The 11,990-nt window shown below is 59.6% G+C and carries 10 protein-coding genes; 2 read left to right on the top strand and 8 right to left on the bottom strand.

Translation table 11 applies throughout. From position 1 onward, the window contains the following. Positions 1-79: 79 nt before the first annotated feature. Positions 80-1,447, top strand: a complete 1,368-nt coding sequence (locus ACF8YQ_RS00805) for a wax ester/triacylglycerol synthase family O-acyltransferase (RefSeq protein WP_396622320.1) — start codon at positions 80-82, stop codon at positions 1,445-1,447. Here the strand turns inward: ACF8YQ_RS00805 and ACF8YQ_RS00800 are convergent, their stop codons facing one another. Beyond that, positions 1,448-1,855: a TM2 domain-containing protein gene (locus tag ACF8YQ_RS00800; protein WP_022993443.1), complete on the bottom strand. Its 408-nt coding sequence runs from the start codon at positions 1,853-1,855 to the stop codon at positions 1,448-1,450. Positions 1,856-1,951: 96 nt separating this feature from the next. Further along, the gene (locus ACF8YQ_RS00795) at positions 1,952-3,058 is read right to left on the bottom strand and encodes a helix-turn-helix domain-containing protein (protein ID WP_396622319.1); all 1,107 of its coding nucleotides are present in this window, start codon (positions 3,056-3,058) and stop codon (positions 1,952-1,954) included. 219 nt (positions 3,059-3,277) lie between these two features. Between ACF8YQ_RS00795 and ACF8YQ_RS00790 the strand changes: the two genes are divergently transcribed. Continuing rightward, positions 3,278-4,171, top strand: coding sequence for a metal-dependent hydrolase (locus ACF8YQ_RS00790; protein WP_396622318.1), 894 nt, complete (start codon positions 3,278-3,280; stop codon positions 4,169-4,171). A 13-nt stretch (positions 4,172-4,184) separates the two neighbouring features. On the opposite strand, the gene ACF8YQ_RS00785 is transcribed toward ACF8YQ_RS00790, so the two are convergent. From ACF8YQ_RS00785 to yfbR, 6 genes are all read right to left on the bottom strand, one after another. Further along, positions 4,185-6,932 (bottom strand): LuxR C-terminal-related transcriptional regulator, encoded by a 2,748-nt coding sequence (locus ACF8YQ_RS00785; RefSeq protein ID WP_396622317.1) that lies wholly within the window; start codon positions 6,930-6,932, stop codon positions 4,185-4,187. Continuing rightward, on the bottom strand, positions 6,929-7,999 hold the full coding sequence (locus ACF8YQ_RS00780; protein ID WP_396622316.1) for a DUF2156 domain-containing protein: 1,071 nt from the start codon (positions 7,997-7,999) through the stop codon (positions 6,929-6,931). Before ACF8YQ_RS00780 ends, ACF8YQ_RS00785 begins: the two co-directional genes overlap by 4 nt. Positions 8,000-8,118: 119 nt before the next feature. Then, a complete protein-coding gene (locus tag ACF8YQ_RS00775) occupies positions 8,119-8,895 on the bottom strand; it encodes a class II glutamine amidotransferase (RefSeq protein ID WP_011783740.1) in 777 nt (258 codons plus the stop codon). Positions 8,896-9,215: 320 nt separating this feature from the next. Beyond that, positions 9,216-10,322 (bottom strand): GGDEF domain-containing protein, encoded by a 1,107-nt coding sequence (locus ACF8YQ_RS00770; protein WP_396622315.1) that lies wholly within the window; start codon positions 10,320-10,322, stop codon positions 9,216-9,218. A 91-nt stretch (positions 10,323-10,413) separates the two neighbouring features. Beyond that, complete coding sequence (locus ACF8YQ_RS00765; protein WP_396622314.1) at positions 10,414-11,229, bottom strand: SDR family NAD(P)-dependent oxidoreductase; 816 nt, start codon at positions 11,227-11,229, stop codon at positions 10,414-10,416. Positions 11,230-11,358: 129 nt separating this feature from the next. Continuing rightward, positions 11,359-11,964: a 5'-deoxynucleotidase gene (gene yfbR, locus ACF8YQ_RS00760; RefSeq protein ID WP_222197743.1), complete on the bottom strand. Its 606-nt coding sequence runs from the start codon at positions 11,962-11,964 to the stop codon at positions 11,359-11,361. Between the last annotated feature and the right edge of the window lie 26 nt (positions 11,965-11,990).

Genomic DNA, 11,990 nt, shown 5'->3' with positions numbered 1-11,990 from the left:
GGTGCTGTTACCAAAGCCAATTTTTACCCGCTCGGAGTGGGGTAGTATCGGGGCATAAACCAAGAACAAGGATTGCCCCGTGACGCCCCTGAATCCCACTGACCAGCTCTTTCTCTGGCTGGAAAAACGCCAGCAGCCCATGCATGTGGGCGGCCTCCAGCTGTTTTCCTTCCCCGAAGGCGCGCCGGACGACTATGTCGCGCAGCTGGCAGATCAGCTTCGGCAGAAGACGGAGGTGACCACCCCCTTTAACCAGCGCCTGAGCTATCGCCTGGGCCAGCCGGTATGGGTGGAGGATGAGCACCTGGACCTTGAGCATCATTTCCGCTTCGAGGCGCTGCCCACACCCGGGCGTATTCGGGAGCTGCTGTCGTTCGTATCGGCGGAGCATTCGCACCTGATGGACCGGGAGCGCCCCATGTGGGAGGTGCACCTGATCGAGGGCCTGAAAGACAGGCAGTTCGCGCTCTACACCAAGGTTCACCATTCCCTGGTGGACGGTGTCTCGGCCATGCGCATGGCCACCCGGATGCTGAGTGAAAACCCGGACGAACACGGCATGCCGCCAATCTGGGATCTGCCTTGCCTGTCACGGGATAGGGGCGAGTCGGATGGACACTCCCTCTGGCGCAGTGTCACCCATTTGCTGGGGCTTTCGGGCCGCCAGCTCGGCACCATTCCCACCGTGGCAAAGGAGTTACTGAAAACCATCAATCAGGCCCGGAAGGATCCGGCCTACGACTCCATTTTCCATGCCCCGCGCTGCATGCTGAACCAGAAAATCACCGGTTCCCGTCGTTTCGCCGCTCAGTCCTGGTGCCTGAAACGGATTCGCGCCGTGTGCGAGGCCTACGGCACCACGGTCAACGATGTCGTGACTGCCATGTGCGCAGCGGCTCTGCGTACCTATCTGATGAATCAGGATGCCTTGCCGGAGAAACCACTGGTGGCCTTTGTGCCGGTGTCGCTACGCCGGGACGACAGCTCCGGTGGAAACCAGGTAGGCGTCATCCTGGCGAGCCTTCACACCGATGTGCAGGAGGCCGGCGAACGACTGTTAAAAATTCACCACGGCATGGAAGAGGCCAAGCAGCGCTACCGGCATATGAGCCCGGAGGAAATCGTCAACTACACGGCCCTGACACTGGCGCCGGCCGCCTTCCACCTGCTGACCGGGCTGGCGCCCAAGTGGCAGACCTTCAATGTGGTGATTTCCAATGTCCCCGGGCCATCCAGGCCCCTGTACTGGAACGGGGCGAAACTGGAAGGCATGTATCCGGTGTCTATCGATATGGACAGACTGGCCCTGAACATGACACTGACCAGCTATAACGACCAGGTGGAGTTCGGCCTGATTGGCTGTCGCCGGACCCTGCCCAGCCTGCAACGGATGCTGGACTACCTGGAACAGGGTCTGGCAGAGCTGGAGCGCAACGCCGGTCTGTAATCAGGCCAGCTGATCGGCCCGGTTACGCTCGGAAATCTGGCTGTTCAGGGTCCAGAAATCGTACAGCACACCGATGAAAAACAGGCCGCCGGTGAGCAGGTACAGGATGCCGGTGAGCCATTTGCCCATGTACATCCGGTGCACCCCGAAAACCCCCAGGAAGGTCAGCAGTATCCAGCCGATGTTGTAGCTGATCTGGCCATCCTGGAACCGGTAATCAGCTTCCTTGTCCATAGCCGGAATCAGGAACAAATCAATAATCCAGCCGATGAACAGCAGCCCCAGAGTGAAGAACCAGATGGTGCCGGTCACCGGCTTGCCGTAATAGAAACGGTGGGAACCGAGGAATCCGAAAATCCAGAGCAGGTAGCCGATCAGCTTGCTGTGGGTGTCGGGTCTTTCGATCATTGCGGCGTTCTTCCTGTTCACAGTTGGATTTGGGGTGTCACCACAGGCGGGACACTAGATCATTATGAGGGCGAACGCCGGAATCACAAACGGCGCTCAGGGCCCCAGATCCGGTGCCGGGTCCGGCCCGCCCTCGCGAAACTCGCTGGCGGATTTACCCGTCCACTTGCGGAAGGCGCGGCTGAAATTGGACAGATCGGCATAGCCCAGTTCATAGGCAATCTCACTGACCGACTGATTGGTGTAGCGCAGCAGCTGGATGGCCCGGTCTTTCAGCACGGCCTCGACAATCTCACGATAACTGGTGTCCCGGTCTGCCAACCGCCGCTTCAGGGTGCGGGAAGACACACAGAAGCGCTCGGCCATGGCCTCCAGGGAGGGCAAGGGGCCTGGGGTCATCCGCAGCATGTTGCGGATCGCCAGCACAATATCGCCCTGTTCTTTGAGCGCCTTCTGCAACTCGAATTCACACTGGTCCCGGGCCATTCGGGAGGCTTCGGCATCCGCCAGGCGCATGCGCACGTCCAGCAGCTTGCGGGGGAAAATAAGCATTTCCTCGGGCTGGCCAAACTCGAAACGGACCGGCAACTGAGCGGCAAACCGCTGGTAATAGGCTGGCTCCGTGCCCCGGAGATGTACTGACACGCCCGGTAATTTACCCTCTTCCAGGGCAAAACCCCGGGCCTCGGCATCGCTCCGGTCGAGCAGTTGTTCAGTGAGCAGAATCAACGTGGCGCTGACCGTCTCGGCCAGAAACTCGGAGATAGGCGGCAACGCAAACTCCGCGCACAGCTGCACCAGTACCTTGTCACCGGCTATGGACTGTTTCATGCTCAGAAAGGGCGCCCGCAGCTGAAGATAACGACGGACAGAGTCCAACGCACCCTCAAAGGTCGGGCTGGTAAGCGCGGCGAAGCCCAGGGTGCCATGGATGGTCAGCCGCAACTCTCTCGCCAGTATAAAACTCAGGCCATCTTTGCCCGCCACCTCGAGCGCGCGCTGCGCCATCAGAGTGGCGTCAGTGACGAAAACCCGACTGTCGTTGGCTTTCAGGTCTTCATGTGTGAAATCCAGGCCCTGATAAAGCTGACGGTCGTTGTAACCCAGTTGACGCACGGTTTCAGCCAGTACCCGCAGGTACACCCCGGGCACCAGGAACAACCCCAACATTTGCCGCTCGTTGTCTGCACCGGTAGCTGCCATAGTGTGTCCCTGATTGATATTTATCGTGTTTCTGACTCTATCAGAACCCGGTTGCCGCCACAGTGGGGCCCACTGCCCTGACCCCACTGTCGCCCGGGCCAATCCCCTGTCCCATTGTGGACGATGCCCGGCCTCTTCGCGCATTCAGTATCCGGTTTGACTCCGCCACACTGGCCCCATGACATCAGCCAAAGCGTTCCGTCGCAAAGGAGTAGAACCATGCTGACCACCACACAAACGAACAAACCGGGCAAGGCCTCCCACACCCCGGACAATGTCTCCATCAAACCCCAGCGCATGGGTTTCGAGTTTGGCGAACAAGTCCCCAGATACTGGGTCGATAACAACTATCTGATCAGTCATACCATGAACGCCCTGTCTGTATTGTTTCCCGAGGGTGAGCAGTTTTTTGTAGATTCGGTCAGGGCGTTTCGAGACCAGATCCAGGACAAGAAGCTGAAAGAGGACGTGCGCGGTTTCATCGGCCAGGAAGCCATGCACTCGCTCGAGCACATCGCCATGAACCAGCATGTCCGCGACCAGGGCATGCCGGTGGAAGAGATGGAACGGGATCTGAAGGTCATTCTGGATGTGGCGCGAAAGCTGCCCAAACGTCACCAGCTGGCGATTACCTGCGCCCTGGAGCACATCACCGCCATGATGGCCGACATGCTGCTGGAGCGTGACGACATCCGCGAAGACATGCACGAATCCATGCGCCCGCTGTGGGTGTGGCACGCCATTGAGGAAACCGAGCACAAGGCCGTTGCCTACGACGTCTTCCTTCAGGCTGGCGGCACCTATGCCGAGCGGGCGTTTTACCAGGTCTTCAGCACCGTGGCCCTGGGCATTGTCGGCACCTGGTATACCGGCCGTATGGCGCTCAAAGACCGCAGCCATTTCTCCGTGAAGGACGCCGCCAAAGGCGTGTGGCGCATGTGGGGCAAGAATGGCGCGTTCTCCAGCCTGATCCCGACCTGGCTGGAGTACTTCAAGCCCGGCTTCCATCCCTGGGACAAGGACAACAGTGAGCTGATCGGTCGTTTCAAGGAACAGATCCAGGATTACATCGCGCCCCAGTACAAAAACGGCAATCGGCGCACGCTGCAGTAATCGTGCACCCGCTCTATGACATCAGGCCGAGTTCCCGGGCGCGAGCAACCGCTTGCATCCGGTTCTCGGCCTGAAGCTTGCCGTAGATATTGCTCAAATGGGACTTTACCGTCGCCACTGAGATCCCCAGCTGTTTGCTGATGGCCTTGTTACTGAGTCCCTCTGCCAGCAGATCCAACACCCCCTGTTCCCGATCACTTAACGGTTCATCAGGACCAGCGACTTCCGGGGTGCGGGCACAGGTTTCGGCGTCCGGCTCCATCCGAGCCTGCCGGAGAGCCAGTACCCGGCTGGCTTCCACCTCCGACCACCCACGGGCAATACAGGCGTCGAGCAGGCTGTCCAGCCGGGGATCCGCATCCACAAAGGGCCGCACCAGACCACGGGGCACCCAGAGCGCCAACAGTGCATCGAGCTTTTTCACCGCCCCCTCAGGATCCTGATCTCCGAAGGCCTGAACCATCAGACTGACCAGATCAAGACGACACACCAGCTGAAGCAAACCCGCCTCTTCCGCCTCTGTTCGCAGGGCTGCCAGTTCCCGGGCCACCGGCGACGCCGCCAGCAACTGACCGATCAGTTTCAACAAGGTTTCGTTCAGGGTACAAAAGCGGTTACCTACAACCGGTTCCGGATCGCTCTGGGCCCATAGAATCAAAGGGAAGCCGTTACCCTCCGTCAATCGCGCCAACGCCTCCAGTACCTCCGGGCGTGGAATGTTATGGTGCCAGCGCAACTGGCCCATAACCTGGTGCAACTGCTCAATCCGGGTGAGTTCCTGCTGCCAGAGTTCGGAGTCTCGCAAAACCATGCCCAGGCGAAACCGCTCAAACGCCAGGTAAAGCTGATCCAGCGGCGTCAGATGCTGGTCGGCGATCTGACCGGCCTCGCCTAGCCGTTTTGTCGCGTATTCAAGATCATGATGCTCCAGCGCCAACAAGCCCTCCAGATAGGCCAGAAGGCAAACCTGCTCCTTACTCATGGGGCCGTTGACAAGCTTCAACCGGGTCTGTTCATAGCAGCGGCGGGCATCGCCAATGCGACCGCCCTGCACCAGAACCGGAACCAGCATAACCAGACAGCGCAGGGCACAGGGGTTATCGCCACTATCCAGGGCCCCTGCCAGCGCATCGGTCAACAAAGTGTGCGCCGGCCCCAGTCGTGCCTCCATAAAGGCTTCAGTACCCAGTGTATACAGCCCCCAGTGTTGCAAGCCGGCTGGAGCGCTGGCCAACCGGGCCTGTATCTGAGTCAGGGACTGCTCGGCCTCTGCACGGTGGCCGGCAAACCTGGCCGAGGGCCAGCCCAGCAACATGGAGACAAACTGCAGAGCCTCGGTGCCTGGTGATGGGTCTGTCGACTGCAGAAGCCGGTCGGCCGCGGCCAGATGCTCAAGCACCGCTCCGTACTGACCATCCATGAAGGAAAACAGCGCCTGCAGCAGAAGCAGCGCGGGAGAACTCATCCGAACACTGTCCGGGAAGCGCGAAGGCAGTGACCGGTAGCCACTCAGGTCTTCCGCCTGCAACAGCAACGGTACCAGGGCTTCCGCCTGGTCATAGCAGCCTTCGGCCAGAAAAAGCTCAAGGGCCTCCACAATCAGGCCCCGCTGGCGGAATGCCTCGGCCGCCCTGATTCGTATGGAGCTTTCCCGTTCAGGCTCCCGATCCTGCGCCTGAAGCCAGTCGATCAGCAGATCATGCAGGCGATACCAGTAGTGACCCTCTCCGTAAGTCTGGAACAGCAGATTGCGTTCGCGCATGGCTGCGATCCAGTCCGCTGCATCGCTATCATTCCGGGCTTCATCAGCAACCTCTTGTGAGAAAAGAGGGAGCAGGCTCATATCCTGGAGAAATCCCTGTAGCCCGGGCTCCAGGCCAGCGAACACTTCTTCCAGCAGATAGTCACTCAGGGCTCTCTGACCAGGCCCGGGTACATGGCTTAACGGATTTTCCGACAACGCCGAGAGCTGCAACGCCGCTGGCCAGCCGCCGGTGCGCTGATGCAACTGCAACATCTGGTCTTCGGAGAGATCAGTCCGGCGCGCCTGGACGAATTTTCGCGTCAACGCCAGATCAAAACGGAGCACCTCCGGCCCCAGCCGAACCATCTGTTGCCGAGCCAGTAGCTGCGCGGTGCGAATAGGGGGATCCAGCCTCGAGATACAGACAATGCGCAAAAAACCCGGAGCAAAGTCGATAAAGCGCCGGATCTGCTCCAGTAGTACTTGCTGGTCAAGCAGGTGAAAATCATCCAGCACCAGAACCAGGCGGCTGGGTGCCTGCCAGGTTCGGGAATAATCCGCCAGGCGGTTGATCAGCATGGTCACCGGGTCAACAGCGGCCCCCGGTTCCAGCGCGGCTAACAAGGTACTCTCGCGAATGGCAAAGCGTGGGTTCACCCGCGCCAGTGCGCTGGCCACGGCATTCCAGAACAGGGCCGGCGCGTTGTCCCTTTGGTCCAGCGTTAACCAGGCATGCACCGGTTTTTCCTGTTCCAGCCACTGACTGACCAATGTGGTTTTACCGAAACCGGCCGGTGCCGACACCAGCACAAACGGCACCTGTTCAATACAATCAAGCGCCTGCAACCGTGAGGGCTCAAGCAACAAGCCTGAAGGCAGCCCGGGGCGGGTTAATTTGGTTTCGGCAACCATGGAGCTCACTACCGTTGGCAAATGAGCTTCAGCATAGTCAGTGCCGGTGTCATCAACCAGCCCTGGCACTCCAAACTGGGAGGCCTGTTCAGAAATCCGGGTCATGGCAGTGCGAGCAGACCCGTGCCCTTCATCAGCGTGGCAACCAGTCGGGTACTGCCCAGTTCCCGGGCACAGACAAACCAGGGAGTTTCCCGGCCACGGTAGCGTGATTTGTGGTACGCCAGAGGTTGGAAGGCGTAAAGGCGATTCCCATAGCGGTACAGGATATTCTGAAGGCGGCGCAGGCCAGGCCGGTCACCCGGGCAGTGGCGGACGCCGTGCAGGGGCGCAATGCCCAGCGACAGCTCAGGCACGCCTTCCTCACGAAACTGACTGGCCGCCTGCAGAATAATGTGGTCGAGAACGCCGAGCCGGTTCATTTCCGGCGACGCCCGCAGAATATTGGCGCAATAGCCCGCCAGTTCATGGTGACGGTACCAAGGATCAAAGAACACGTATCCGGCCAGCTCGCCCTCCACATAGGCGTAGAACTTGCGCACTCCCCATTCATCTGCAAACACCGGTGGCCGCGTGAGCAAACCCAATTCCCGTTCCTTGACCGCCTTGCCCAGGCGCCAGCGCTCCGAGATACCCGCCACCTTATGCCAGTTCACCTCGTCTCCACATTGCTCCCGCACCTCGATTCGGCACCGCCTGTCGAGGTTGCGGGCATGGCGCAGCTGCTTCATCGCCTTGCCACGAAGCGAGAACCTGGCCAGATCAACCGAAAATTCCGTACCCATCACCGTGGCATCGTAACCAAGCTCGCCCAAGGGCCCCAGCAGCGACTGATCCACCCCCACATACAGTGAGGGGCCGGGCACACTCTGCTCGAACGCCTGCAGTAGCCGGCTCATACTCTGCGCACCCGCCAGGGGCCTTGTGGGCACCACGTTTACCCGCTGCCCCAACACTTTTACCGGGACATAAGGTACCAGCCCGAGACCGGGGCTGAGAAAGTGCCGGCAATCCGGCTGCAAGGCAAAATAGCTGCTGGACTGGCTCCCGTGCAGGCGGATCAGGTGCTCGGCGGTGCGTTCATGGCAGCGCCCGGGGTCCGGCACACTCGAGTTGATATTCCGGTCATCGGCAGCCGGGGCCACCGCCGCAGACAGATGAGAGGCAGGCATGGGTCATTCCCTTTGTTGTTCTGATACCGCTTTCCTGTGTTCAGAACAAATGCTAAAGGCCGTGCCTCGGCCGGCCATCGGTCAAAGGGTTGAGTACCTGGCACCCCACCGGAATTGGGTCACAATTCCGAGCCCTGCATCACCACAACGCCCCGTCGCCACAAACGCCACTCACCGGGCTTGTAGATATCCCAGGTTTCGTCGCTGGTGAGGGGTTCGGTCACGATCACGCTGACAATGTCGTTGGGTGTGGTTTCCGATTCAAAATCTACGGTAACGTCGGCATCTTTCAGGCGGGCGGGGCCAAACGGCGCCCGCCGGGTAATACTGGCCATCTTGGTGGTGCAAAAGGTAAACAGCCAGTCGCCGTTGCTTAGCAGCAGGTTGAATACCCCTTGGCGGGCGTAGTTCCGGGACAGCTGAACCAGCCGTTCCACCACCTGCTCGGTGGCAGTGTCTCGATCGCAATGACTGCGCAGGTGGTTCAGGATATCGCAGAACAGGGCTTCGCTGTCGGTGCTGCCAACGGCCTCGTAGAAGCCGGGCGCCGCGGAAAACTCCGAAAGCTGACCATTATGGGCGAAGACCCAGTAGCGGCCCCAGAGCTCGCGGATAAACGGGTGGGTGTTGGCCAGGCAGATATCACCCACATTGGCCTGACGAATGTGGCAGATGGCCACTTCACTCTTGATGGGGTGGGTTTGCACCACTTCGGCAATGCGCGAGGAGGCACTGGCGTCGGCATCGTGAAAACAGCGTACCCCTTTACCTTCGTAGAAAGCGACGCCCCAGCCATCCTTGTGTGGGCCAGTGTCACCGCCACGACGGGTCAGACCGGTAAAGCTGAAACAGAGATCGGTCGGGGTGTTGGCGCTCATGGCCAGCAGTTCACACATGGTTGGCGGTATCCTCGGCCTTGCTTCCGGGTTTATTCGCAAGTGTCCCGTCTGGCTAATTCCTTAATCTACTGCTTGCCTCTGAGGACTCTGACCAAGGCGCCAGTCTGCAGATGTGGTGGTTCCACATCAAGGACTGGCAACACAGGGCTCAGAGTCCTCAGAGACAAGCCCTCCGGGAGCTTCTGAAAAACCGAAGAACGTCGTTCTGCTGGCTCGATTTGGAACCACCAAACCTTCACCAGCACGCCTAGCTCTTCGGTTTTTCAGAAGCTCAGTAGGTTAAGGAATTAGCCAGACGGGACACTAGGATACCCGAATCAACTGAGACCTCCAGCCATCGAACCGACGGATTTCGGAGGCTGTCCGGCACCGGCGGGTGCCACACGGTTCCGGCCTGCCCGCTTGCCGCTGTAGAGACAGCGATCTGCCACACAGAACAGCGTTTCCGCCTCCCTGCCATGCTCCGGCCACTGGGCAATACCAAAGGAGGCGGTCACGCGGATACCCGCTTCGCCGTATTTCAGCTCACGCCGAGCAATGCGCTCCCGCAACTCGTCCATCAGTTCAAAGGCATCCCCGGGCTTGGCATCCCGCAGAATCAGGCCAAATTCCTCGCCGCCCAGCCGGCCGACAAAATCCGTCATGCGCAGGCGCTCGGTCAGGCACTGGCCGATGTTCCTCAACACGTAATCACCGGCATCGTGGCCAAGGGTATCGTTCACCAGCTTGAAATGGTCGATGTCCATAACCACCAGGGCAAAACCGGTTCCACTGCGCTCACACTCGGCAATGGTGCGGGCCAGTGTTGACTGGAAGTTGGAGCGATTGGCCAGCCCGGTCAGGGCATCGGTCTGGGCCATATCGACCAGCCGTTGCTCGGCCTCCTCCCGGCGCACCTCGTACATGTGCATGAATACCTGCATCAGGGCACCGCACAGAACCATGTTGAGCAGATCGATCATCCGGTGCGCAGAACCCACATCACCGAGGAAGAAGTAGTAAACCACCCCACCCACCAACATGAACGGCACACTCAGGATCATGCCCTCGTGCTTGCCGAGCAACAGGTACGCCAGAACCGGCATCATCAGCACCCAGACAAAGGCCGCAATAGAGGCCTCCGGCAACAGCATGATGACGATGAAAAATGAAAACAGCGACACCAGATAGGCGTAGATCCACTGTTGCAGGTGAGCCGTGGTTTTCAGGCAAAACACACCATAGAACAGCAGCCCACTGGCCAGCAGTTCGGCTAACGCCACCCATGGATAACCGTTAAGAAATTGCAGACAGGCAAAAACCACCAGTGCAGAGCCGGTTACCAGAAACAACAGCCTGGTAAGTGAGCGACGGTGGTTATCCCGCAGTCCTGAGCGGCTTTGTTCCAATGCCGTGCCCAGATCCGGATGCTTTGACGTATTCATGCTGACTCTTCCCTGGATCAACCAGAGAGTATAGTCGGTCTCCGCTGGCTGTAAAACAACCAGCCGGCGGAGATCCAGTTACCGCAAGCCTTCAGATATACAGGTTCTTGCGGGAGAATCGCTCCACCAGAGGCTGATAGGCCGATCCCAGCAGCCGGTTGATGGCGTCAATGCCCCAGGCATCTGGCCCCACCAGAATACGGGATTCGTTTTTGAGGATGCCTTTGATGATGATTTCGGCGGCCTTGTCCGGCGTGGTCATGGCCAGCTTGTCGAAGCCCTTGCGCTGGGCCTCAGCGTTTTCGGATTTGCCCATGCGCGCGGCATTGGCAATGTTGGTGCGAATGCCACCGGGATGCACGCAGCTGACCTGAACCGGCTGATTCTCCAGTTTCATTTCCTGGCGCAGGGACTCGGTAAACCCGCGCACCGCAAACTTGGCAGCATTGTAAGCGCTTTGCTTGGGCACTCCGATCAGGCCAAACACACTGGAGATGTTCACCACATGACCATCGCCGGATTCAATCAGGTACGGCAGAAACGCCCGGGTACCGTGGGCAACGCCCCAGAAATCAATGTCCATCACCCACTTGAAATCGGCGTCGGTCATTTCCCGCACCGTGGCAGAGAGGGCCACACCGGCGTTGTTGATAATCAGGTTAACCTGACCAAATTCCTTGCGGACCTGCGCGGCGTGGGCGTAGATAGCGTCCCGGTCGGAGACATCCAGGCGGTAGGTTTTTACCTCGGCGCCGCCCAGGCTGGCTGCGGTTTCCGCCAGCCCCGCCTCGTTAACATCGGAAAGAGCCAGCCGACAGCCCCGGGCCGCGAGGGATTTGGCCAGGGATCGGCCGATACCAGAGCCAGCACCGGTGACGACAGCCACCTTGTTGTTCAGATCTTTCATGGCGGGAACCTATTGTTGTGGTCTTTCAGTAAAGCAGCGCTTTCGTTATTCGCCACTTTAGAGAGCCACCAGAGGCAAACCTATGGCACTGGACTCCAGACGAGCCCGGCACCAGAGCCAGTCCTCCAATCAACCCAGCAGGTTATCCAGGGGCTGGTCATACCCGGGTGCAAACACGTCCAGGAAGTACTGCACTTCCGGCAGGCCGTCCGCTTCCAGGCGCGCCCGGATCTGCTGCTCTGCGGGGCCGAACTCCGGGTTGCCGGCGCGCAGTTCAGCGCGGCATTTCAGCCAGGCCGAGAGCCGGTCCGCCGCCTTGATCAGTTCCTTTTCTTCCGGCCCAAGGCGGGATTCCCGCACATAGGGAGAGAAATCCTCCCGCAGGTCTTCCGGCAACAGCGCCAGCAATTCAGCTTCGGCCTTGTGTTCGATGTCGCCGAACGCCTCCCGCATCACCCGGGAATGATATTTCACCGGGGTGGGCATATCCCCGGTAATCACTTCGGTGGCATCGTGATAGAGCGCCGCTGCAGCAACACGGTCTGCGTTCACCGTTCCGGCAAAATGCCGGTTGCGAATAAGCGCCAGGGCGTGGGCAACGGTAGCCACCTCCCAGGAATGGGTGGCCACGTTTTCATCAATAGCGTTGCGCATCAGGCCCCAGCGTTTGATCCAGCGCAGGCGCGACACATAGGCAAAGAAATGGCTGGCCTTTCGGCCCGGGCTATCGGTCATGGCTGGGGAACTCCGTGTATTCCGAT

Origin of the sequence: Marinobacter sp. W-8 (assembly GCF_044342215.1) — a bacterium.
In the GTDB taxonomy this organism is placed as follows: Bacteria; Pseudomonadota; Gammaproteobacteria; order Pseudomonadales; family Oleiphilaceae; genus Marinobacter; species Marinobacter nauticus.
The sequence above is the reverse complement of the archived record's forward strand: the minus strand, read 5'-3'. Positions and strand labels throughout refer to the sequence as shown.

Excerpts from the sequence above, each read along its gene's own strand:
- ACF8YQ_RS00800 (WP_022993443.1), bottom strand. The coding sequence starts at position 1,855 with ATGATCGAAAGACCCGACACCCACAGCAAGCTGATCGGCTACCTGCTC.
- ACF8YQ_RS00795 (WP_396622319.1), bottom strand. The coding sequence starts at position 3,058 with ATGGCAGCTACCGGTGCAGACAACGAGCGGCAAATGTTGGGGTTGTTC.
- ACF8YQ_RS00790 (WP_396622318.1), top strand. The coding sequence starts at position 3,278 with ATGCTGACCACCACACAAACGAACAAACCGGGCAAGGCCTCCCACACC.
- ACF8YQ_RS00785 (WP_396622317.1), bottom strand. The coding sequence starts at position 6,932 with ATGACCCGGATTTCTGAACAGGCCTCCCAGTTTGGAGTGCCAGGGCTG.
- ACF8YQ_RS00780 (WP_396622316.1), bottom strand. The coding sequence starts at position 7,999 with ATGCCTGCCTCTCATCTGTCTGCGGCGGTGGCCCCGGCTGCCGATGAC.
- ACF8YQ_RS00775 (WP_011783740.1), bottom strand. The coding sequence starts at position 8,895 with ATGTGTGAACTGCTGGCCATGAGCGCCAACACCCCGACCGATCTCTGT.
- ACF8YQ_RS00770 (WP_396622315.1), bottom strand. The coding sequence starts at position 10,322 with ATGAATACGTCAAAGCATCCGGATCTGGGCACGGCATTGGAACAAAGC.
- ACF8YQ_RS00765 (WP_396622314.1), bottom strand. The coding sequence starts at position 11,229 with ATGAAAGATCTGAACAACAAGGTGGCTGTCGTCACCGGTGCTGGCTCT.
- yfbR (WP_222197743.1), bottom strand. The coding sequence starts at position 11,964 with ATGACCGATAGCCCGGGCCGAAAGGCCAGCCATTTCTTTGCCTATGTG.